Raw genomic sequence first — 19,836 nt, forward strand, 5'->3', positions numbered from 1 at the left:
GTTTGGGATCGATCGACCACCGTGGCTCTACGCAAGGATATCTGGCGCCCCGCGATCGTGATGGCGACTGCCGAAGCGATCGTCGCGCGCGGCTCGATCCAGGGGTTCCCCCTGATGTGGCTGCCGCCGATGGGCAGCTTCCAGTTTCTCGCCGACCCGTTCGGGCTATGGCGCGACGGGCGGCTGTACGTGTTCGTCGAGACTTACGACTACCGTGTCCGGATCGGCGCGATTGAAGTGCTGGTCTATGACGCCGACTTCCGCCTGGTCGACCGTCAGCCGGTGCTGAACGAGGCCTGGCATTTGTCCTACCCACTCGTGTTCGAGGCGGAAGGCGAGACGTGGATGCTGCCCGAGGCGCATCGCTCGAACCGGCTGACGCTGTACCGCGCGGTCGACTTCCCGACCCGGTGGGAGCCGGCGCAGATCATCGAACTCGATCATGTCGCGGTCGATGCTACGCCGGTGTTCCACGGCGGGCGGTGGTGGCTGTTCTACACGTCGGCCGACCGCGAGCCGGACAAGATGAGCGCGCTGCACGTCGCCTATGCGGACCGGCTGGCGGGACCGTGGACGCCGCACCCGATGAACCCGGTGCGGGTCGATGTCGCGAGCGCACGACCGGGCGGGATGCCGCTGGTGATCGATGGTCGGATCGTGCTGCCGGTGCAGGATTGCAGCCGGACCTATGGTGGCGCGATCCGCCCGCTGACGATGACGGTCTTGACGCCCGATCGGTTCGAGGCCGAGGTGGGTGACGCGATGGTCCCGCCGGCCTCGTCCGCGCCGTTCGTCGAGGGGTTGCACACGCTGTCGACGGCGGGGCCGGTGACGCTGGTCGATATGAAGCGCACCGAATTGTCGCTCCATGGACTCTCGATCGAGGCAGTACGCGAGGCGAAGAAACTGCGTCCTAAAAGGCGCGCATCCGTTCGAGGATAGCGAGGCCGGTCGCGGCGAACCGGTCCGGCCCGAATGTTGCGAGAACGCGGTCGCGACCCGCTTGCCCCATCAGGGTCAGTTGCGCCGGGTCGGCGAGCGCGCGCGACAACGCGGCGGCTAGCGCCACCGGATCGCCCGGTGGGACGGTAAAGCCGGTCTCGCCTTCGACGATGCTGCCGGGGAGTTCGCCGACCGCCGAAGCAATCACGGGGAGGCCCGCCTGCATCGCCTCGTGCGCAGCAACGCAAAGGCCTTCGGAGCGCGATGGCTGGACGTAGAGATGGCAGCTTGCCAGGAATGCCGCGGGGTCAGCCGAATAGCCTGCGAACCGCAGCGTCTTTATGCCGAGAGTGTTCGCGCGAGTTTCGAGAGCGTCCCGTTCTGCGCCGTCCCCCGCGATCACCATCTCGTACGATGTCGACGTATCGAGCAGCGCCAGCGCTTCGACCAGTACGTCATAGCCCTTCACGCGGTGCAGACGGCCGAGGCTACCGATCCGAACGGACTGGCCCGGCTGCCATGGCGTCGCCTGGAGCGCTTCGGGATCCGCGCGGAAGATCGACCATTGGACTAGGCGCTCGGGGGGAACGTGAAGTCGTTCCGCGGTCAGTCGCGTCACCGCGGTGGAGTCGCCGACCCACAGCCGCGACAGCCGTTGCATCGCGCGTAATAAAACGCGGTTGGCTGGCTTGAGGAAGGCGGCGTGCTGCCAGCTGACGACCGGCCAATCTCGCTTCAGGCCGACGATCTGCCCGAGCAGGGTCGCGCGGGTGAGCGAGGTCCAGAGATGCGTCGGAGCCCAGACCTTGAGGGTCGCGTCGAGCCAGCGGAGTGCGGCCGCGTGATCGGTCTCACCGCCATCGCGGACATGCACGTCTAGCCCGGCGGCCCGCATCGCGGTCTCGCCGCGCCGGTCGCGTGCGGTCAGCGCGAACACCGCCACCTCGGCACCGCCGTCGCGCAAGACGCCGAGCACCGCGGGCACGGGAGACGCAGCCCCGCCGCCCTCGACCGAATTGATCACATACGCGATCCGCATCTGGCGCGTGCTCACGGGCGCAATCCTGCAAACAGATCGAGGTACGCAGCCGCAGCCGCGCCGATCCGATGATGCGCGACCAACGCCGCCAGTGCCTCCGGATCCGGCGGAGACTGCGCAAGCATCGCAGAAATCGCGCGCGCCAACGCCTCGCTGTCGTCCAGCGGCACGACCATGCCCGCGCCCGGCGCATCGAGCAGTCGTGTCGCCGGGGTACAGTCGGTCGCGACCACCGGCCGCCCCGCTGCCAACGCTTCGACCAGCACCGCCGGATAGCCTTCGAAATCGGACGCCAGCACGAACAGCCGCGCGGCATCGAGCCATGGCCGGATGTCCGCGACATAGCCTACGAGCTTTACCCGATCGGCGAGCCCGAGCGTCTCGCTCTGCCGGCGCAATGCCTCCGCCTCCGGGCCGTCCCCGACGATGACAAGCTGCGCTGCGCCAACGGGCAGTCGTGCAAAGGCATCGATCAATCGCGCGAACCCCTTTTCGGGGACCAGTCGCCCCGCGGCGAGTATGACCGGCGGCTTCGTTTCGGGGATTGGCAATGGCGGCGCAGCGTCGTCGCTCAGTGCGGGCAACGCAATCGTCGTCGTCACGAGGCGGCGCAGGATCCGGTCGGCCTGATCGCGCGCGACGTCCGACAGCGCAACCACTGCCTGCACCCCGCGGAGGAGGTGTCGCATCCGAACCTCGAACGCCCATTGCCGCAGCCGACCGCGCTGCGGCTTGTCGAGCGCTGCACTGACCTGCGCGACCACGGGTATGCCCGATCCAGCCAGCGCGGCGGCGACCGGCCAATGGAAATTACCGGGGATGAAGAGGCCGTCGAACCGATGCTGATCGACGAACGTGCGCGCGGCCTGCGCCAATCGCCTGCGCGAGCCCGATCCGCGTGGGATCGAAGGCTCTGCAACGACGATCTCGACCGCTTCGCCGGCCAACGGGCGAAGTGGCCCGGCATCCGAACCAGCAAAGATCGTGACCGCGACGCCCTGCTTCGCCCACGCCTCGGCTAGACGCACGGCCACGCGTTCGGTGCCACCCAGCGCGAAATCATGAAGGACAACGAGGATCGACGGCGCGGCCATTCCCGCGCGGTTAGCGCCGACAGCGCGCCGACGCCAAGCTTTGTTAGTCCGGACCCCGTCGGCCGACACGAAAGAGGAGGGCTAGGCTGGAGGCAGAGACCCCAGCGTATCCGTCACCCGCCGCCGCAGTTCGGGGTCGCGGGTGATCTCCAGCATCGCGCTCAAGCTGCCCCGCGCCGCTGTCACGTCGCCGTCGACCAGTTCCAGCCGCGCACGCTCCCACCATGCGTGACCGTAGGCGGGCGCCATCAGAGTCATCCGCGTGTACAGTTCCAGCGCGCGTCGGCCATGCCCCGCCTGCTCGGCGCGTGTCGCCTGGTTCAGTAGCAGCCGCACCAGGATTGCGCGGTTCGGCATCGTCGCGATGTGGTTAACCGCGGCGGCAGGCCCGCTGTTCGACGCGAGCACCAAGGCTGTCAGCGCCTCACGATCGACGCGCATCCCGCCCCGAAACGGATCGACGATGACGGGGGCGGCTTCGGCCCCGACCATCACCAGTACGTGCCCGGGAACATCCAGCGCGTCGGCCGTCCACCCGATCCGGCGTGCCGCACCCACGTAGAGAATGGACAGGCTTACCGGCAGGCCGCGGCGCCGGTCGATGACACGGATCAGGTCGGCATTGGCGGGGTCGTCATAGGTTTCCCGGTCGCCGACGAAGCCGAACTCCTCGCCCAGCACTTCCGACAGGACATCGGCACGCTCTTCCGCGGTACCGGCGCCTCGGCCGACCGTCTCGAGACGTGTCGCCACGGCGTCGATCAGAGCGCGATAGGGTATTGGGTCGGTGTCTGGATGATCGAGCAGCGCCAGCGAAAGCGCGGCCTCATCGAGAATGATGTCGTCCTCGTCGAGGAGACCGAGGCGGATCAAATTGTCGTTCATCGACCGGAGATGGGTGCGCGCGGCGATGCTGCAATAGTGGAGATCGGGTGACCGTCGCAGCTATCGGCGTGCTTGCGCGTTCAGGAAGATCAACGCGGAGACCATCGATGAAGCTCTATTATTCCCCCGGCGCTTGCAGCCTCGCAGATCACATCGCGCTGCACGAAGCCGGGCTTTCGTTCGAGCATGAGAAGGTCGATCTCAAGGCCAAGCGGACCGAGAGCGGCATCGACTATACAAAGATCAACCCGAAGGGATACGTCCCTGCCCTGACCCTGGACTCGGGCGAGACGCTGACGGAGAATATCGCAATCCTCGACTGGATCGCGCATCAAGATAGCGCGCTGAAACCGAGCGGAGCGATGGGGCATACCCATCTGCTCATGGCGCTCGCCTTCATCTCGACCGAGATCCACAAGAGCTTCAAGCCGTTCTTCTCGGGCGGGAGCGATGAGGAGAAGGCGAAAGCCAGCGAGACGATCGTCAAGCGGATGGGCTATCTCGCCGATACGATGGAGGGCGACTATCTGTTCGGGGACACCGTCAGCGTGGCGGACTGCTATCTGTTCGTGATGCTGTTGTGGGCGGCGAAGAACCAGATCGACGCGCCGGCGAAATTGGTCGCGTTGCGCGAGTGGATGAAGGCACGTCCGGCGGTGCAGAAAGCGATGTCGCATGAGGGGCTGATCTAGTGTCGGAAGACCGGACCGGTACGAAGGATAGACCATGAAGACCGTGACGCTTCCGGGCGGGGAAACGGTTCCCGCCCTCGGGCAAGGCACCTGGATGATGGGCGAGCGAGCGAGCGAGCGTAAGGCGGAGATCGCGGCTTTACGGTCGGGGGTCGAACTCGGGATGACGCTGATCGACACGGCCGAGATGTACGGTGACGGTGCTTCCGAAATCCTTGTTGCCGAAGCACTTGACGGCGTTCGCGACGACATATTCCTGGTCAGCAAAGCCTATCCCCAGAACGCATCGCGCAAGCGCCTCGAACACGCCTGCGACGCCAGCCTCGATCGGCTGAAAACGGACAGGATTGATCTGTACCTGCTGCACTGGCGCGGATCGGTACCGCTTGCGGAGACGGTCGAGGCGATGGAGGGGCTCAAGACGGCGGGTAAGATCCGCCATTGGGGCGTCAGCAATCTCGATACGGACGACATGGACGAACTGCTGGCCGCCGGCGGCGGCGGCTGTGCGACCGACCAGATCCTGTACAACCTGACGCGGCGTGGCCCGGAACACGACCTCCTGCCGTGGCTTCGCCAAGCGCACATGCCGGTGATGGCGTACAGTCCGGTCGAGCAGGGCCGGCTCGTGTCGGACCGGACGCTCGTTCGCATCGCAGAAACCATCGGCGCGACGCCCGCGCAGGTCGCGCTGGCCTGGGTTCTGCAAAACGACGACGTGATCGCGATCCCGAAAGCCGGGAACGTCGCGCACGTGCAGGAGAACCGTGTAGCCGCGGACCTCGTGCTATCCAGAGAGGACGTAGCAGCGCTCGATGCCGCATTTCCACGACCGAAGACGGCGGGACCGTTGGAAATGCTGTAAGACGACGTCGAGCGTTACTGCATAAGAAAAACGCTGACGGCAAAGGCTTGAGCGGTCGTCTTAACTGGTTAACGCGTTCGCATCGCCCGACTAAATGCGACGGATCACAGACACGCCGGCTATTTTGTTCGTTTCTTTTACACCCTTGCCGTCCAAGGATAGTCGGATGAGTGGCTTGATTTCCCGCCTCAGGCAACTGCGGCATTCCGACCAGTCGATTGCGGCCTCGGTACGTGCGACGCTGCTGGAGTCGCTTTACGCGTCCCCGCAATCCTTGGTGATCGGTGCACTGACCAGCAGCGGCATCATGGGGATCGTCGCATACGTCAGCGGAAACCTGGCGATGATCGCGTGTGCCGTGGCGATCGCGCTCGTCGCCGGTATCAGGGTCGGCGATGCCCTGGGGCGGCAACGGCGGCCGGCACCGGATCGCGTGAAGGGAAGCTGGGCCAAGCGGCAGGAGTTTCTCTATCGATCCGGTGCGCTGGGGTATTCGGCGTTGCTCGGTACGTTCGGCCTGCTCACGCTGGTGCATACCGACGACGGCGTACTCCAGCTCCTCGCGGTGACCACGACGATCGGGTACGCGGCGGGAATCGCCGGTCGCAACGCCGGTCGACCGTGGATCGCCCTGTCACAGCTGTGCTTCGCGTCGCTGCCGCTGACGGTGGGGCTGATCGTCTCGCTGCAGCCGCTCAAGATGGCATTGGCGCTGGTGATCGTCCTGTTCGTCGTCGCGATGATGGACATCACGTTGCAGACCTATGGCGTCATCCTGAAGGCGACACTCGTTTCGCGCGAGAAGGCGGCATTAGCGGAGCATCATGCCGCCATCGCGCGTCGCGACGATCTGACCGGCGTCGCCAACCGGACCGCGTTCCGCGAACAGTTCGAGGCGCGCTTGCAGGCGCTCGGCCGCAGCGAAACGCGGCTGGCGATCTACTGGCTCGATCTCGACCGGTTCAAGGAAATCAACGACTCGTTCGGTCATCTGGCCGGCAACGCGCTGCTCGCGGGCGTGGCCCAGCGGCTGAACGACGCCTTCGGCACGACCGGGATCGTCGCGCGGCTTGGCGGCGACGAGTTCGCGGTGATTTGCGAAGTGGTCCAGCAGTCGGACGCCTCTGCGATCGGCCAGCGTATCATCGACTTGGTCGAGCAGCCGGTGCATCACGACGGGCGCACGCTGCACGTCGGCGCATCGCTCGGCATCGCGATCGCGCCACCCGATGGCACCGATGCCGACACGTTGCTGAAGAACGCCGACCTTGCCCTCTACCGCGCGAAGGACAGCGGCCGCGGTCAGATGCGCTTCTACGAACCGTTGATGGACGAGAAGATCGAGCGGACGCGCGACCTCGGCGCGGAAATGCAGGGCGCGCTCGAACGTGGCGAGTTCCATCTCGTCTTCCAGCCGATCTTCGACCTGACCGGCGACCGCATCCTCTCCTGCGAGACGTTGCTGCGCTGGACCAACCAGCGGCATGGCGCGATTTCTCCTGCCGAGTTCATTCCGATCGCCGAGGACAATGGCCTGATCGTCGCGATTGGCAGTTGGGTGATCCGCGAGGCGTGTCGGATCGCAAGCGGCTGGCCCACCGACGTGACTATCGCCGTCAACCTGTCGCCGATCCAGCTGCGATCGGCGAACCTGCCGATGGTCATCATGAGTGCGCTTGCGGCGAGCGGTTTCGCGGCGGAGCGGCTTGAACTCGAGGTGACGGAATCCGTCCTGCTCGAGGATATCGAGGCGTCGTTGGCGGCACTGGATGCGATCAATCGGCTGAACGTGCGGACGACGCTCGACGATTTCGGCACGGGTTACTCCTCGCTCAGCTACCTGACCAAGTTCCCCTTCCAGACCTTGAAGATCGATCGTTCCTTCATCGCCGACCTCGAGCAAAGCCCGGCCTCGGTGGCGATCGTCCAGACCGTGATCGAACTGGCGGCCAAACTCGGCATGCGGACGGTAGCGGAGGGCGTCGAAACGCACGCGCAACTCGAGCAGCTGCGGCGCACGCGGTGCGATGCGGTACAAGGGTTCCTGCTGGCGCATCCGATGCCGGCAAGCATGGTCGCGACCATGCTTGCCGGCGACGACGTCAAGGCACTGGGGCGCTCCTGAGCGTTTGATTATGCGGCCTTGTCCAGCAACCGCGTCTGCGCACCGACGAGGCGGCGCATCAGTTTCAGGTCGGCCTCGCTGAGCCGCAAGGCGGCATCGGCCCAGAGGTCGACGACGGCTTCGAGTTCGCCGAGCGGCAGCGGATTGACCGACCTCGACGCCTCGTAGATCGCGCAGTGCCCGCTATGCCGACGGCGGTTTTGGCGAATGTAGCGCTCGACTTCGGCGCGGCCCATGCCGGGATCGGCGAGCGCGTGGACGATGCCGAGCTCGTACAGTTCTTCGGCGGTGTACGACCGGCCGCTTAGGATCATCTGTTCCGCCCGCGCCGCGCCCAGGCGCCGGGACAGGAAGCAATGCGCGCCCATGCCGGGAAAGAGACCGAAATTGGTTTCGGGCAGGCCGAAATGCGTGCCGCGTTCGGCGATCACAACGTTGAACGACAACAGCGCCTCGAACCCACCCCCCAGCGCATCGCCTTCCACCAACCCGATCGTGATGATCGGTTGATCGAGGCTCAGCATGTTGCGATGCAGGATATGGACACATGCACGGCCGTAGCGGACGAGCGCCTCCCGATCGCCGTTGCGGATGTGCGCCGAGAAGAGATCGAGGTCGCCGCCCAGGGAAAACACGCCGGGAAAACGAGATCCGAGGACGACATACCGGATCGGCATGGTAGCCGACGACCGCGCGGTTGCGATGTCGTTCTGCCACTGGGTGAACTCGGCGAGCAAACCAGGGTTGAAGCTCGGCCGGCTGCGTTGGCGCATGTAGGTCCAGAGGGTTTCGAGTTCGGCGTCGAAATGCGTTTCCAGGTCGACGAACTCGAACGGGCGCCGGCTGAGCACCGCGCTGAAGGAATGGATCGACGCCTCGTGAAGCTCTTGGTGCCTTTCGGAGGGTATGGAGGGGGAATGTTCGAAGGTCATTGCGACGTCCTTTTTTACAAGCAGCGGTCTGCTGCGCGAAAAGGTTACGTCGGAATCCGAAAACCAAGCTGCGATTCGGTCGGCAATTGGGGTGGTTGGTCGTGCTTTCGAGACTTCACAGCCCGATCGTGGCGCGCAGGGTTATGGTCCTCGGCCGGATGGGAACGGTCTGCGTCCTAGTGGCCAGCGTGAACGGATTGCCGAAGCCGAAACTGTTGCCGCGGCTGTCGAGCAGGTTGTCGACGGCGATCGACCAGTGCCACGGCCCGCGGTCGATCGTCGCGCCGGCGTCGATCGTCGCGTAGTTCCCCGCCGGACGATCCAGCAACGGATCGAAACTAAGTCGCGTGCGACCGGTATAGCGCGCGACACCGTAAACCGACGCGGGCGAGCCGAACGCGACGAGCGTTCGCGATGCCGTCAGTCGAGACGATATGTCGGGAACGACCGGCAATCGCCGATCGTCGCGATCGAGGCCGGTGTTCGACGACGGCGACGTCAGGCGGGCGCGTTGCAGCGTGGTCCCGAAATCGATCGTGATCGCGGACATGTTCAGGACGCCACCGAGTTCGACGCCGTAGTTGACCGCGTTGCCCGCATCGACCGTACCGAGAAGTCCGTCGGGGCCGACCGTATCGCTGCGCAAATGCTGCCACGCCGAACCAAACACGGCACCGTGGAAGGCCAGGCGGTCACGTGCGATGCGGATGCGCCAGCCGAGTTCAAGGCTCTGGAGTTCGTCGCCGGGGATCCGGAGATTGGTCGGATCGGCGGTCCGGCTGATACCCGCGGGACGCACGGCGCTGGCATAGCGAAGCCAGACGAGGCCGAGATCGTCGCGATGCCAGCTGAGCGTTCCGCTGGGGGTAACGCCGATACGGTTGGCGCGAACGCGGCCGGGTGCCTGTTGTTCAAGATGGCTCGACGTCGAGAAGGCCCGCAGCCCGAGCTTGAAATCGAGCGCGTTCGAGAGGCGCTGCGTACCCTCGGTGAACACGGCGAGATCCGTGACGTCCTCCTCGTCGCGTCGCGCGTCGATGGTATCGTCGCCGACCGACGTGAAGCGACCCTTTAGAAGGCTGGTCGAATGCAGGATGGTCGCACCGATGATCCAGGGATGGCGCGCGGTCGGGTCACTCAGCCGGACCTCCTGCGACAGCAATCGCGCGGAGCGATCCTCGATATAGGCGACCGGCGATGCCACGCCGAGCGACGATGCGAGGATGCTCGCATCATAGGTGCTGCCGAACTCTTGGTCGACATAGGCCGTCGTGGCCTGCGCCTCGAGCTTGCCGATCGGCCCCCGCACCGTCAGCGCGCCGGATGTGAAATCATTGTCCTGCGGCTCGGCGATCCGCGTGGCGCGCGACAGGCCACTGGTCGCATATTGGCTGTCGCGCGCGTCGATGCGTTGGGCGACGCCGCTCAGGGTCGCCGACCACCCCTCGCCGATCGACCAGCGCAGCGCGGCACGGCCACCGACCCGCCGCGTGCGGTTAACGTCGCGCCGATCGCGCCCGGTATCGTCGATCCAGCCGGGCATCGTCTCGACCCAGCCCGAGGCGCGAAGCGCGACCGTACCGGTGACGATCGGCAGGTTGAGCATCCCCTCGACCGCGCCACCGACTGCACCGTTGTTGATTCCCGTTCCTTCGATCCCGACGCCGCCCGCGCGCCGATCCAGGTCCGGCGCGGCGGTCACGACACGAACGACCCCGCCGAGCGCGCCGGTGCCGTAGAGTGTGCCCTGCGGTCCGCGCAATATCTCGATCCGGTCCACATCGACGAGCCGCAGGTCGGGATCGGGTGACGAATAGCCGATCCGCGCATCGTCCAGATACAGGCTGACGAGCGACTGGCTGGTGCCGTTGAACGCGCTGTCGGCAACCCCACGGAGAAAAATCCGGTCACGGCCCGGACCCAGGTTCGTAGAAAATGCCCCGTCGGTCGTCGCCATGACGTCCGTCAGTCCACGCCGTCCCGCCAGCCGTCCCAAGGTAGGTGCACCGACGATACTGATCGAGGCGGGAAGATCGGACAGCCGTTCGTCGCGCTTGCTGGCGATGACGACGATATCGCCGGTCACCAGCGTCCCCGCGGCGTCACCGCGCCGCGCCGGCTCGCGCGGTGGTTTTGCCGGAATCGCCTCGATCCGCCACGTGGTCGCATCGACCTGCACCGCGCGCAGCCGGCTTCCGGCCAACATGCGGCGCACGGCCTGCGCTACGTCGGCAGAATGGTCGACCCGCTTGACGACGAGATCCGGCAATCCGCCCGCCATTCCGATCGAGATCCCGGTCTGGCTTGCAAGCGACTCGAGCGCAGACCGTAATGGTCCCGCAGGGATCGTAATCGAACGCCTGGCCGGTGGAGCCCGTTCAGCGTCCGCCGGCGGCACCCAGATGCACGACGCCAGCAACCCGACGAACGCGTATCGGCAACACTGCCTGTAGCTGATCGACGAGCCGCGATCCGTCACCAATCGTCAATACCCCGGAAAAGCGCAGGTTCGCCGCCGATGCGTCAACGGTCAACGGGCTGTCCGCATACCGCGCGATATCCGCCGCAACCAGTGGCAATGGTGCGCCGTCATAGTCGAGGCGGCCGTCGGTCCAGTCGGACACGCGCGCAGGATCGACCTTCCGCCGTTCGGCAGTCTGTTTGGCCGGAGTAATATCCAAGGTCTGGCCCGCATGCAGCGTCGTTGCGTCGGATGGCGTGCCACCGACGGGCGTGACGCTCACTATACCCTCGGCGACGGTGACGGCGACCCGTCCACGCGCACTGACGACATCGAACGTCGTGCCCAGATCGCGTACTTCGTAACCGCCCGCGCGAACCATCAGAACGCGCGAAGGATCGTGCCGGACGGCAAAGTTCGCCGCGCCTTGTGCGATCTCGATCACCGGACTGCCGCCGCCACTGACTGACACGCGAGAGCCGCGATCAATCTGCATGCGACTGCCATCGGCAAGCGTCACCGACCGGGTTTCGGTGCGACCCGTTTCATAGGCCTGTGCCGCATCGTCGCCCGACGGCGCGACCAGCATAAACGCCAGCCCCGCGGCAAGCGCTCCACTGGAACCGAGCGCCGCCCACTGCCACCGGCGACCGCGCGCTACTGCACGGGGTATGATGTCTTGGTCGGCAATGTCCGCATTGTCGTCATTCGCCGGCAGGCATGCGGCGATCGCCGGTGCGGCAGCGACGAACTCCGCATCGAGACTCGCGATCGAACCATAGGCCGCGCGATGGACCGGGTCGGCCGCCAGCCACTCGCCGAACCGGTCCCAGTCCATATCCGGCGCGTCGAGACGCGAATGCCACGTCGCAGCGTCTTCGACCGCGCTATCCGTCGCAGCGTGCGTGTCAGTCATGCGTCCCCCTTTCCGGCGGATGCCCCCCGCCTGTGTCAGGATCGACGCGACCCGCGCCAATGCTGCAAACCTCTCCCGATGAATATCGGACCGCTTGATAGACGCCGCGGCGCGGATCGAACCGCAGCCCTTCCCCTAAATCATTCATCCAACGCCTTTCTCAAATGTCGGAGAGCGACGGCGATGTGTTTTTCGACAGCACTACGCGAAATGCCGAGTTCGGCGGCGATGTCGGCGTGGGACACGCCGTCGACACGATGGCGGCGGAATACGCGCATCGCTCCCTCGGGGGGGCCGGACAGCGCGGCTGCCAGCCGATCGAACCGCTCGCGGCTGGCGACCGCGTCGAATGCGGAGGGCGCATCGTCGACCGCCTCCACACCGACGATCGACGTCGTCGCGTCGACATAGCCAATGTCTCGGCGCTGACGACGGCCATTCGCACGGACACGGTCGAGCACGATGTTCATGCCGACGCGGTGCAGATACGCTAGCGGATTGGCGATCGGTCCCGTTGCCTGTCCCAGCGACGGCTGCGCCGTGTGGAGCCAGATTTCCTGCACGACGTCCTCGGCCTCCGCGACGCTGCCCGTGCGCGCCGTGAAGAACCGGACGAGCCGGCCACGGTTGGCAGCGAGTACGGCGGACAGGCCTTGGGACGTACCCGAGGGCTGCACTGTATCGGGGTCGTCTACGGCATTCCTCCGAGGCTCATCGTCGCTGGAAGAGCGTCTTGCTCCTGCCCGTTCGGGATGTCGCCCTGAAAAATAAGACCGTCGGCGTCAGGTCAGCGCGCTGAGTGGTTCGGTACAATCCCGACACGGTCGCACAGGCGGATCGCCGCGGCAGCAAAGGCGAGGACCGCATACGCCGGAATGGCAAGGTAGAACAGCGGACAGCTCCAGGCGGAGCGCGGGTGGACGAACGCATCGATCAGGCGTCCGTCGCCGCGAAAATCGCAGAGCGGCACCGCAGCCTCGGGCGGCTCGACTTCCCAAGCTGGGTCGTGATCCGGAACGTGTATCTGTTGCAGGGCGAAATGGGTCGCGGTCATGGACAAGATCCTTCTCTCCTCACCAGATTGTCGTTCGCGTACAGCGCGAGCAGCGCGTCGAAATGATCGTCCATCGTGCGGACCGGGGCTACCGCGCGTGGCGTACGACAGTTGCGTGCAACCGAAAGGATCGCCTCCGACGCCGCCACCGCGTCACTGGACCGATACAGGACGCCACCGGATTTTCGCGCAAGGTCGGCAGCGCCGCCGCGATCGGGTGCGATCAGTGGTAGGCCCGAGGCGATCGCCTCGACCGCGACGAAGCAGAAGGTTTCCGCCTCGCAGCCGTGGATCAAGGCATCTGCGCTCGCCATCATCCGCGCAAGCGCCGCGCGGTCGGTGGTCGGTTCGAGCAGGCGGACGTGCGGATTGCCGTCGATCGCCTCGATCACGGGACGCTGGCGTGATCCGCCACCGACGATGACCAGACCTACCGGCACCTGCGCGCCGGCGATTGTCGCGGCCTGCGCCACCATAGGCCAGCGCTTTTCCGGTGCGTGGCGGCCGACGCCGATCAGCAACATCGCGTCTTCGGGGAGGCCGCATAGCTCCAGCATCTCGCGACGTACGGTCAAGTCGCGCAGCGTCGGCGAGAACTGTCCGGGCTCGACGCCCATCGGGTCGGTCAGCACCTTTTTCAGGCCACCCTCGCGCAACCGGTTGCTGAGGCTGTCGCTTGCGCTGACGATCATGTCGAAGCGCTGGTCGAGGCGGCGTAAGTGGCGCCAATACCAGTCGAACGCGCGGTCGATCGTCTGCGTCGTGGCGACGCCGCCGAACCAGCGATAGGCATAGGCCGCCAGCGGGTCCGCGTGCGCGATCAGCGCGAGGCGGGCCCTTGCACCGCGTTCGCTCTTCCAGTCCGCGACCATCGACGCGCTACGCCAGGGCGAAGAGACTTCGACCAAGTCAGGATCTTCCTCGTCGAGCACGCGGTGCAACGCCGATCGGTCGGAGAAATAGCGGTAGGATCGGTCGAGGGGAAACCGCGGCGAGCGCACCCAGCGAATGCGCGCGTTCGGCCCGCGACGTTCCTCGCCGTCGCGTTCGCCCGGTGCGACGACCACCATCTCGTGGCCACGCTCGGCAAAGGCGACGAGCTTGCGGTCGACATAGGTCCGGACCCCGCCGCCGCTGGGCGTGTAGAAGGCGCAGACATCAACGATCTTCATGACGGCCCTCCCCTTCCGACATAGCTGCGCCCGGCAACAGATCGGCGTAGCGGGCAACCGTGCGGCGGCCCGCCAGACACCGGATGGTCCGATCGATACTCGTCATCAGCGACTCCTTCGTGACGTCGCCCGGATGCACGGCCACCCGCAGCGTCGGCAGCCAGTCCGGGAGCGTGCGCGCGGCGGCGGCGACCGCGAGCGAGCTGGCGGTGCGCGCGGGGGATCGGCTTGCCCAGGTGACGACCGGACCACGCGCGACGACCGCGTCGTTCACCGGGCGCCAGACCCGGAAATGGTCCTCCGCGAGCGCGAAATCGCACGCCTTCAGCGCCGATATCGCGCCTGGACCGTAGAGCCACGCCGGCGCGATGAAGCCCGCGACGGGTCCGCCGATCGCCTGTTCGACCATCTTGCGTCCCGCGCGCATCCGGTATTCGGCCTCGTCCGCGCTGAGCCCGAGAAACTCGCCCTCGCCCGCGGTCATGTAGCGCGCCTTCATCGACGCGGCCGTGCCGCTGTGCGCGCTGGTGTCGCGGTGGAACCAGCCGTGGAGGAACATCTCGACGCCCGCATCGGCCCATTCGCGCAACCGGCGCGCGAACGCCGGCGTCCGGTCGAGCGGCGCCGCGCCCCAGTGATCGGGGACGACCAGCATCGCGAACCGCGGCCCGCCCAGGATCGCGCCGATCATCTCGGCGAGCCGCTCGATGGGATCGGCGAATGCCGGCGAGACGTCGTGGATCGACACGATGAGGCGCCGGTCCGGTGTCGGCGGGCGCACGGCCTTTGCCAAGGCGATCACGATGCAGGTCCGGGCAGCTTGGGTACACACATGCCCCGGAGACGGCACCGCGCGATCAGAACCGCAGTCCGCCAAGATTATTTTTTGTGGCGAATTTTCCGAGCTGCGGTTGCTGCGATGCGGTGACGTCCAGAACCCATGACACATCCCGGCTCCCCCGCCGTCGCGGCATCGCTGCGTCATGGAAATCAGATTGCCGTCCCGGTCGCCGTACGGCGCAGAGCGGCATGAGCAACGCCCTCAACCAGGCGGCCCTGCCCGCCCCCAAGCTCCCGCTGAAAACGATCGACGTCCGCAAGGGAATCGTCGCGCGCGGCCTGACGCCTCTGTTGTCCGCGGCAATCCTGATCGCGGCATTGTGGCAGCTGCGCTATCTCGATGTCCGCGGTGTGATCGCGATGGTGCCGCGCTCGCCGCTGTTCTGGCTGCTGTTCGCCGCCGGCTATCTCGCGCTGCCGGCAAGCGAGTGGATGATCTATCGCCGCCTGTGGACCCTGCCGCCGCGCGGCTTCCTCGCGCTGTTGCGCAAGCGGATCAGCAACGAGATTATCGCGGGCTATTCGGGCGAACTGTACTTCTATGCCTGGGCTCGGCGGCACGCGTCACTGGTCGGCACCCCGTTCGGCGCGATCAAGGACGTGTCGATCTTGTCCGCGGTGGTCGCCAATGTCTGTACGCTGGTGCTCGCCGCGGTCAGCTGGCAGTCGCTGGTCGCGCTGAACCTCGGCACCGATGCCAAGGTGATGATCGTATCGGCCGCGAGCATCGCGTTGCCGTCGGTCGTCGCGCTCGTCATGCGCAAGCGGCTCTTCACGCTGCCGCGCGATGAGCTCGGCCGGATCGCGGTCATCCACCTGTTGCGGATCGTCGCGACAACGGTCTTCGCCGCCGCGCTCTGGGCGGTCGCGCTGCCCGCGGCACCGCTCGCCTGGTGGCTGGTGCTGGCGACGTTGCGGCTGCTCGTCTCGCGCCTGCCGTTGTTGCCGAACAAGGACATCGTCTTTGCCGGCCTCGTCGCATTCACCGTAGGGCAGGCCTCCAACGTCGCCGCGATGCTGACGATGATAGCGGCGCTGTGGCTCGTCACGCACCTCCTTCTCGGAGCGGCGCTGACCGCGGTCGAACTTCTCAATCCGGAGCATAATCAATGATCGTCGCGCTCTTGGCCCTCGCCGCAACGCAGATCGCGTCGACCCCTGCGCTGGGGACCGCGGCGGCGCAGTGCCGGCCGCACGAGACCGGCCCTGCGATCGTCGTCACGGTCGAGGGACTGAAGGACCGCGCGGGCAATCTGCGCGCCGAGGTCTATCCCGCGGTCGAGGGCGAGTTCCTGGCCGACGACAATGTGCTGGTGGCGCAGGAAAAGACGTTCCGCCGCGCGGTGATCCCGGTTCCGGCCTCAGGTCCGGCACGGCTGTGCCTGCGCGTTCCGGGCGAGGGTGCGTATGCGCTCAGCGTCGTCCATGCCCGTAGCGGCGGGCACGGGTTCAGCCTGCTCCACGACGGGATCGGTTTTGCGGGCAACCCGCGGCTCGGCCATTCCAAACCGAGCGCGGCGGCGGCGCGGGTCGTCGCGCATGCCGGAATCACGCCGACGACAGTAGTGATGAACTACCGAAGCGGGCTGTTCTCGTTCGCGCCGCTGAAGCGCTGATGCCCGCATAAATAAGCCTGGGCAGGTGCGGTTCCGACCGGACCGTGGCGTCACCCACGCACATACAGGAATTGGATCGCCAATGGTTTCGCGTCGTCTCGGTCGGTTTGCCGCTTCCCTCGCCCTGCTTGCAGCGGCCGCGTCGCCCGCAACCGCAAGCGGGGCGGAGTCGACGGTATCGGTCATGACCTACAATGTGCACGGCTTGCCTTGGCCGATCGCGGAGGATCGCACGGCGTCGCTGTCGGCGATCGCGGCACAGCTCAAGGCGATGCGCGCCGCCGGGCACCAGCCGAGGATCGTCGCGTTGCAGGAGGCGTTCGTGCCCGACGCGAAGGCGATCGGTGCCGCCGCGGGCTATCGCTACATCGCGTTCGGCGCGTCCGCCGACGCCGCCGCTACGACCGAGACGCCGACCGACCGCAGCTTCGTATCGGCCGGCAGCATGCTCCGCGGCGAACAGGTCGGCAAGCATGTCGACAGCGGACTCGCGATCTTCTCGGACTATCCGATCCTCGCGGTGCGGCGGATCAGCTATCCCGTCTGCGCCGGCTATGACTGCCTCGCCAACAAGGGCGCGATGGCGGCGATGATCGCGGTGCCCGGACTGGCCGGACCCGTCACGGTGATCGACACGCATCTGAACTCGAACGGCGCCACCGGTGTGTCCGAGCCCCGTGCGCTCTACGCGTATAAGCGCCAGATCGACCTTTTGAGCGCCTTCATCGGATCAATGGAACGGCCGCATGAGACGCTGCTGGTCGCGGGCGACTTCAACGTCGGGCAGGACATCGCGCGCCGCGCGTATTTCGCGCAGCACATGTTCGGAGGCTCGATGCCGCTGACGGGCGGCGAGCAGCGGTGCCGGTCGACCCCGACATGCCTGGTGACGCAAGCCGCCGACGTCGCGACCTCGACCGGTCGCGCGAAGGACTGGCTGATGTACCGGGCGTCGGATGCGTTGTCGGTGAAACCGGTCGCCTTGAGTGCGCCGTTCGGCCTTAGTGGCGACAAGACCATGCTGTCCGACCACATCGGCGTGATGGTCAGCTACAAGCTCGACGGGCTCGCCGTCCGGCCGAAGATGGCCACGATGCTCGCTAGCCGCTGAGGGGTTTCCGAACGGGTTGCGGTCGTCCCGCAGCTACCGTATCCCCGGGCTCATAATACCATTATGATACCGGAGACGAGCATGACGCGACAGATTGGCAAGTTCGGCCTCGTGCCCTCGCTGATGGTTGCCGCGAGCCTGGCGGGTCTGGCATCGGGGTCAGCTTCGGCTGGTCCGGTGACGATGCCCGCGCTGTTCCCGACGCCGACCTCGATCGAGCTCGGGTCGGGGACGATCGCGCTCCGGCGTTCGGTATCGCTGATCGCGGCACCCGGCGTCGATGCCGACACGATCGCGCTCGTGCGCAGCATCCTCACGGCATCGGGCGTCGAGACGATCACCACCGCCCGGCGCCTGTCCTCGGTCATCGACGGGACGTATGTCGTGCTCGGGACCGCCGCCGCACCGATCGTCCGCGATGCGCTCGCCCGCAGCCGCGCGGTGGCCGACAGCCATGCAGAGGGCTATACGATCGCGAGCCTTGCTTCGGCATCGGGCGGCGTCGTCACGCTGGCCGGTCACGATGCGGACGGCCTGTTCCACGCCGCCCAGACGTTTCGCCAGCTTGCCCGGCGGTCGGCGATCCCGGCCATGGTGATCCAAGATCATCCGGCGATGCCGATCCGCGGCACGATCGAGGGATTCTACGGCGCGCCGTGGTCGATGGCGGACCGCACCAGGCATCTCGACTTCCTCGCCACGGTCAAGGCGAACACCTATGTCTACAGCCCGAAGGACGATCCGTATGCGCGCGATCGCTGGCGGGAAGCGTATCCCGCCGCGACGCTGAAGGCGCTGGGGACGCTCGCGACGACCGCGCGGCGGAACCATGTCGACTTCGTCTACGCGGTCTCGCCAGGGCCTTCGGTCTGCTTCTCCGACCCTGCGGACGTGCAGGCGCTGGAGCGCAAGTTCGACTCTATGCGATCGATCGGCGTCGGCAGTTTCTATGTCGCGCTCGATGACATCGAATACACCAAGTGGAATTGCGAGAAGGACAAGACGGCGTTCGGTCCGTCGGGCGCAGAGGCAGCGGGCATCGCGCAGTCGCAATTGCTAAATGCGGTGCAGGCGAACCTCGCGGCCAAGGACCCGTCGGCGCGTGCGCTAATCATGGTGCCGACCGAATATTACGACGCGAAGGAAACCCCGTACAAGGCGGCTCTGCGCAAGCATCTCGATCCGCGGATCGTCGTGCAGTGGACCGGTACCGACGTCGTGCCGCCGGCGATCTCGATCCCCGACGCCAAGGCAGCGACCAAGGCGTTCGGTCGCAAGACGCTGCTGTGGGACAATTATCCGGTCAACGACTATGCGCAGACCACCGGCCGGCTGCTGATGGCGCCCTATACGCGGCGCGAGGCAGGGCTGTCGGGCGAGCTGACTGGCATCCTGTCGAACCCGATGAACCAGGAGGCCCCCAGCCGCCCGGCGGTGACCGGCGTCGCCGCGTTCGGCTGGAACGACAAGGCGTATGATGCGCAACGGACGTGGCATTTCTCCGCGCGGGAACTGGCGGGCGGCGACGAGCGCGCCACCGCCGCGCTGCTGACGTTCTTCGATACGCAGCACATGGCACCGACCTTCGGCAGCCAGCCCTGGCAGGAGCAGGCGCCGCGATTGAAGGCGGCACTGGACGGCGTGCGGGAGGCGCTAGCCGGCGGCGATGAGACGGCGCGGCGTGAAGCGATCGCGGACCTGACTACGCGTGCCGACGAGATCACGAATGCGCCCGACATCATCCGGTCCGGGACCATCGACCCCGGTTTCGCGGCGCAGTCGCGGCCGTGGCTGGACGCGATGCAGCGCTGGGGGCGTGCGCTCCAGTTGACCGCCGCCGGCCTCGACGCGGCCGATCACGGCAGCAGCTCCGCGGGGCGGTATTTCGCGGATGCCAAGCGACTGGCCGCCGAAGCAGCGGCGATCCAGAGCATCCCAGGCGCAACGCGGTTCGATGGACCGATCAAGATCGCGGACGGCGTGCTCGACACGTTCGTTGCCGACGCGCCGACGCTGATCGCGGTCGACCGCACCGGAAAAGCCTCCCCCGCCGTCGAGCGGTGACCGATCGATCCGGTAGAGGACGGCGCGA

Annotated in this window: 18 protein-coding genes; 8 read left to right on the top strand and 10 right to left on the bottom strand. The window is 66.5% G+C overall.

Annotated features, from left to right (window positions below; genetic code table 11):
* Positions 1-21 precede the first annotated feature (21 nt).
* A complete protein-coding gene (locus tag C8J39_RS10395; RefSeq protein ID WP_120300340.1) occupies positions 22-942 on the top strand; it encodes a formyl transferase in 921 nt (306 codons plus the stop codon).
* Here C8J39_RS10395 and C8J39_RS10400 read toward each other — a convergent pair.
* From C8J39_RS10400 to C8J39_RS10410, 3 genes are all read right to left on the bottom strand, one after another.
* Positions 914-1,996 (bottom strand): glycosyltransferase, encoded by a 1,083-nt coding sequence (locus C8J39_RS10400; RefSeq protein WP_243649886.1) that lies wholly within the window; start codon positions 1,994-1,996, stop codon positions 914-916. The two genes, C8J39_RS10395 and C8J39_RS10400, sit on opposite strands and share 29 nt — an antisense overlap.
* On the bottom strand, positions 1,993-3,075 hold the full coding sequence (locus C8J39_RS10405; protein ID WP_120300341.1) for a glycosyltransferase: 1,083 nt from the start codon (positions 3,073-3,075) through the stop codon (positions 1,993-1,995). Before C8J39_RS10405 ends, C8J39_RS10400 begins: the two co-directional genes overlap by 4 nt.
* An 81-nt stretch (positions 3,076-3,156) precedes the next feature.
* Positions 3,157-3,960, bottom strand: coding sequence for a SirB1 family protein (locus C8J39_RS10410; protein WP_120300342.1), 804 nt, complete (start codon positions 3,958-3,960; stop codon positions 3,157-3,159).
* A 107-nt stretch (positions 3,961-4,067) separates the two neighbouring features.
* On the opposite strand from C8J39_RS10410, the gene C8J39_RS10415 reads away from it, so the two are divergent.
* The 3 genes from C8J39_RS10415 (at position 4,068) to C8J39_RS10425 (ending at position 7,642) form a co-directional block, all read left to right on the top strand.
* Positions 4,068-4,652 carry a glutathione S-transferase family protein gene (locus C8J39_RS10415; RefSeq protein ID WP_120300343.1) on the top strand — a complete coding sequence of 195 codons (585 nt, stop codon included), beginning with the start codon at positions 4,068-4,070 and terminating at the stop codon, positions 4,650-4,652.
* Positions 4,653-4,686: 34 nt separating this feature from the next.
* Entirely contained in the window at positions 4,687-5,517 is an 831-nt protein-coding gene (locus tag C8J39_RS10420) for an aldo/keto reductase (protein ID WP_120300344.1), read from the top strand.
* A gap of 166 nt (positions 5,518-5,683) precedes the next feature.
* Complete coding sequence (locus tag C8J39_RS10425) at positions 5,684-7,642, top strand: bifunctional diguanylate cyclase/phosphodiesterase (RefSeq protein WP_165895179.1); 1,959 nt, start codon at positions 5,684-5,686, stop codon at positions 7,640-7,642.
* Between the two features lie 8 nt (positions 7,643-7,650).
* Here C8J39_RS10425 and C8J39_RS10430 read toward each other — a convergent pair whose 3' ends face one another.
* From C8J39_RS10430 to C8J39_RS10460, 7 genes are all read right to left on the bottom strand, one after another.
* A complete protein-coding gene (locus C8J39_RS10430) occupies positions 7,651-8,574 on the bottom strand; it encodes a crotonase/enoyl-CoA hydratase family protein (RefSeq protein WP_120300346.1) in 924 nt (307 codons plus the stop codon).
* 115 nt (positions 8,575-8,689) lie between these two features.
* Positions 8,690-10,855 (bottom strand): TonB-dependent receptor, encoded by a 2,166-nt coding sequence (locus C8J39_RS10435; protein ID WP_120300347.1) that lies wholly within the window; start codon positions 10,853-10,855, stop codon positions 8,690-8,692.
* A gap of 97 nt (positions 10,856-10,952) precedes the next feature.
* Complete coding sequence (locus C8J39_RS10440; RefSeq protein WP_132833415.1) at positions 10,953-11,951, bottom strand: FecR domain-containing protein; 999 nt, start codon at positions 11,949-11,951, stop codon at positions 10,953-10,955.
* 140 nt (positions 11,952-12,091) lie between these two features.
* Positions 12,092-12,628, bottom strand: coding sequence for an RNA polymerase sigma factor (locus C8J39_RS10445; protein ID WP_243649888.1), 537 nt, complete (start codon positions 12,626-12,628; stop codon positions 12,092-12,094).
* 110 nt (positions 12,629-12,738) lie between these two features.
* Entirely contained in the window at positions 12,739-13,005 is a 267-nt protein-coding gene (locus tag C8J39_RS10450) for a hypothetical protein (protein WP_120300349.1), read from the bottom strand.
* Positions 13,002-14,177 carry a glycosyltransferase gene (locus tag C8J39_RS10455; RefSeq protein WP_120300350.1) on the bottom strand — a complete coding sequence of 392 codons (1,176 nt, stop codon included), beginning with the start codon at positions 14,175-14,177 and terminating at the stop codon, positions 13,002-13,004. Before C8J39_RS10455 ends, C8J39_RS10450 begins: the two co-directional genes overlap by 4 nt.
* Positions 14,164-14,970 carry a DUF2334 domain-containing protein gene (locus C8J39_RS10460; RefSeq protein ID WP_404969334.1) on the bottom strand — a complete coding sequence of 269 codons (807 nt, stop codon included), beginning with the start codon at positions 14,968-14,970 and terminating at the stop codon, positions 14,164-14,166. The genes C8J39_RS10455 and C8J39_RS10460 overlap by 14 nt, the downstream gene beginning before the upstream one ends.
* Before the next feature lie 236 nt (positions 14,971-15,206).
* On the opposite strand from C8J39_RS10460, the gene C8J39_RS10465 reads away from it, so the two are divergent.
* The 4 genes from C8J39_RS10465 (at position 15,207) to C8J39_RS10480 (ending at position 19,808) form a co-directional block, all read left to right on the top strand.
* A complete protein-coding gene (locus C8J39_RS10465; protein WP_243649893.1) occupies positions 15,207-16,130 on the top strand; it encodes a hypothetical protein in 924 nt (307 codons plus the stop codon).
* Entirely contained in the window at positions 16,127-16,633 is a 507-nt protein-coding gene (locus C8J39_RS10470) for a DUF2141 domain-containing protein (protein WP_120300351.1), read from the top strand. The genes C8J39_RS10465 and C8J39_RS10470 overlap by 4 nt, the downstream gene beginning before the upstream one ends.
* Before the next feature lie 184 nt (positions 16,634-16,817).
* A complete protein-coding gene (locus tag C8J39_RS10475; RefSeq protein WP_165895180.1) occupies positions 16,818-17,744 on the top strand; it encodes an endonuclease/exonuclease/phosphatase family protein in 927 nt (308 codons plus the stop codon).
* 81 nt (positions 17,745-17,825) lie between these two features.
* Positions 17,826-19,808 carry a beta-N-acetylglucosaminidase domain-containing protein gene (locus C8J39_RS10480; RefSeq protein WP_120300546.1) on the top strand — a complete coding sequence of 661 codons (1,983 nt, stop codon included), beginning with the start codon at positions 17,826-17,828 and terminating at the stop codon, positions 19,806-19,808.
* The last annotated feature ends 28 nt before the right edge of the window (positions 19,809-19,836 follow it).

The organism is Sphingomonas sp. PP-CC-1A-547, from assembly GCF_003610375.1.
Lineage (GTDB): Bacteria > Pseudomonadota > Alphaproteobacteria > Sphingomonadales > Sphingomonadaceae > Sphingomonas.

What these genes read in the sequence shown, in the direction of transcription:
- C8J39_RS10405 (WP_120300341.1), bottom strand. Translation starts at nt 3,075, where the DNA reads ATGGCCGCGCCGTCGATCCTCGTTGTCCTTCATGATTTCGCGCTGGGT.
- C8J39_RS10410 (WP_120300342.1), bottom strand. Translation starts at nt 3,960, where the DNA reads ATGAACGACAATTTGATCCGCCTCGGTCTCCTCGACGAGGACGACATC.
- C8J39_RS10415 (WP_120300343.1), top strand. Translation starts at nt 4,068, where the DNA reads ATGAAGCTCTATTATTCCCCCGGCGCTTGCAGCCTCGCAGATCACATC.
- C8J39_RS10420 (WP_120300344.1), top strand. Translation starts at nt 4,687, where the DNA reads ATGAAGACCGTGACGCTTCCGGGCGGGGAAACGGTTCCCGCCCTCGGG.
- C8J39_RS10425 (WP_165895179.1), top strand. Translation starts at nt 5,684, where the DNA reads ATGAGTGGCTTGATTTCCCGCCTCAGGCAACTGCGGCATTCCGACCAG.
- C8J39_RS10430 (WP_120300346.1), bottom strand. Translation starts at nt 8,574, where the DNA reads ATGACCTTCGAACATTCCCCCTCCATACCCTCCGAAAGGCACCAAGAG.
- C8J39_RS10435 (WP_120300347.1), bottom strand. Translation starts at nt 10,855, where the DNA reads ATGGCGGGCGGATTGCCGGATCTCGTCGTCAAGCGGGTCGACCATTCT.
- C8J39_RS10440 (WP_132833415.1), bottom strand. Translation starts at nt 11,951, where the DNA reads ATGACTGACACGCACGCTGCGACGGATAGCGCGGTCGAAGACGCTGCG.
- C8J39_RS10450 (WP_120300349.1), bottom strand. Translation starts at nt 13,005, where the DNA reads ATGACCGCGACCCATTTCGCCCTGCAACAGATACACGTTCCGGATCAC.
- C8J39_RS10455 (WP_120300350.1), bottom strand. Translation starts at nt 14,177, where the DNA reads ATGAAGATCGTTGATGTCTGCGCCTTCTACACGCCCAGCGGCGGCGGG.
- C8J39_RS10465 (WP_243649893.1), top strand. Translation starts at nt 15,207, where the DNA reads ATGAGCAACGCCCTCAACCAGGCGGCCCTGCCCGCCCCCAAGCTCCCG.
- C8J39_RS10470 (WP_120300351.1), top strand. Translation starts at nt 16,127, where the DNA reads ATGATCGTCGCGCTCTTGGCCCTCGCCGCAACGCAGATCGCGTCGACC.
- C8J39_RS10475 (WP_165895180.1), top strand. Translation starts at nt 16,818, where the DNA reads ATGACCTACAATGTGCACGGCTTGCCTTGGCCGATCGCGGAGGATCGC.
- C8J39_RS10480 (WP_120300546.1), top strand. Translation starts at nt 17,826, where the DNA reads ATGACGCGACAGATTGGCAAGTTCGGCCTCGTGCCCTCGCTGATGGTT.